Here is a 1,436-nt window from a genome sequence, read left to right as displayed (position 1 = left end):
GTTCCACTCATTCGTGAGCACATCCAACGCGTGTATAACGTGGAGCTGACGAGAACAGGTGTATTGCGTATGCTTTGGCGCCTTTCGCTTTCCTATACACGCCCAACTTATGTGCTCAAAAAAGCAGATCCAAAGAAACAAAAAGCGTTTCGACGCCAGTTGGATTGGATAAAAAAAACGCCTTAGACGAAAATACAGTCCTTTTGGGGTAGCGTCACATCTCCATCAAGCCAACGGTGAGAAACTTTAGCTACACCTTGATTTTTGTACTGTAACTAATGCGTTTTGGAAAAGTAAACATGCCAAATAAACCTATGAAAATGTGATTTTTTCGCTAGGCAGCTTGTTTTTTATTCACCGTCGTTTCATAGACAACACCAAGAATATCGAAGACAGTCATTTTTTTGTAACGATGACATTTACGACCATTCTTTTTAAGCAATTGATAGAGGCGATCCAGAATCGCCAAGAGTTCATCTGTGTCAACTGCCATTGCTTGGAACAGTAACGGAAAGTAATCCTTAATCATATAAATTGCTTTGTATTCGCTCAGTTCTTGCTTCTGCTTTTCGAGTAGAAACTGCCGCATGTGAAACATCGTAGAGGAACAGATGAGAATGCCAATGAGTTGGCCATACAAATGGCATTCAAGACGTTCTTTTTTGATGTTCTTACACTCATCAATTTCAAAGAACGACTTCCATGTTTTAAACAAAATCTCTATTTGCCAACGTAGTGAATACAAGGCATGCACGTAGTTAGTCGGCACTTCTTCTGGCGATGTGTTCGTGATATATACATTCATGCCCATCAAACGCTTACTTTTATCCTTCATGACAATACCCTTTTTCTTCTCACGTATTGCTTGATTTTTCAAACGCGTTTGCGTTTGATCGTCTGTTTATTGCAGAATAAAAGTGCAGAATGTTGCAGAATTCCTATTCATTGGTATGCACCAGGGCTTTACGTGGAGTGGCAGGCATGATAGACTTGTGTCGGTTCTGCCAATCCCTTTAATGGCTGGATTCTTGGCAGGAGGATCATGCCTGTAGAGGCTCCATGTCAAGCCCACCCTCAGCGACCATAAATGAATATTTAATCAACAAAATGAATTTAATATACTGCACAACTCTGCACTTTTTCATTGCACAAAACAGTTGGGAACATATTAATTTGCTAGGAGAATATCATTTTAATTCGAAGAAAGTGATCTCATTAGATTCTTTAAGACCACTAAAACTTTCTTAACGTTGTTAAAAATGGGGGAATCGTCAGGAAAATAGGCTTAACGTTGTAAATCCGCATTTTCCTGACGGGACCCCATGCCCATCAAGCTAACAACGTAAATGACTATATACGAAATGATCCTTGTTTCAAAACTAGCGAGTAACGGAAAAGTAGGCATGACAAAGAAGCCTACTAAAATATGATTTTTT

1 protein-coding gene and 1 pseudogene are annotated in these 1,436 nt (G+C 39.4%); one reads left to right on the top strand and one right to left on the bottom strand.

Annotated features, from left to right (window positions below; translation table 11 throughout):
- On the top strand, positions 1–186 hold a 186-nt coding region (locus EEJ45_RS18010), incomplete at its 5' end, for a helix-turn-helix domain-containing protein (RefSeq protein WP_164464351.1).
- Between the two features lie 148 nt (positions 187–334).
- Here the strand turns inward: EEJ45_RS18010 and EEJ45_RS18005 are convergent.
- A pseudogene (locus EEJ45_RS18005) lies at positions 335–901 on the bottom strand (transposase); the annotation flags it as partial.
- Positions 902–1,436 lie beyond the last annotated feature (535 nt).

Source organism: Ectobacillus antri (assembly GCF_003852715.1).
Classification (GTDB): Bacteria; Bacillota; Bacilli; order Bacillales; family Bacillaceae_G; genus Ectobacillus; species Ectobacillus antri.
This window is presented reverse-complemented; position numbering and strand designations above follow the sequence as displayed.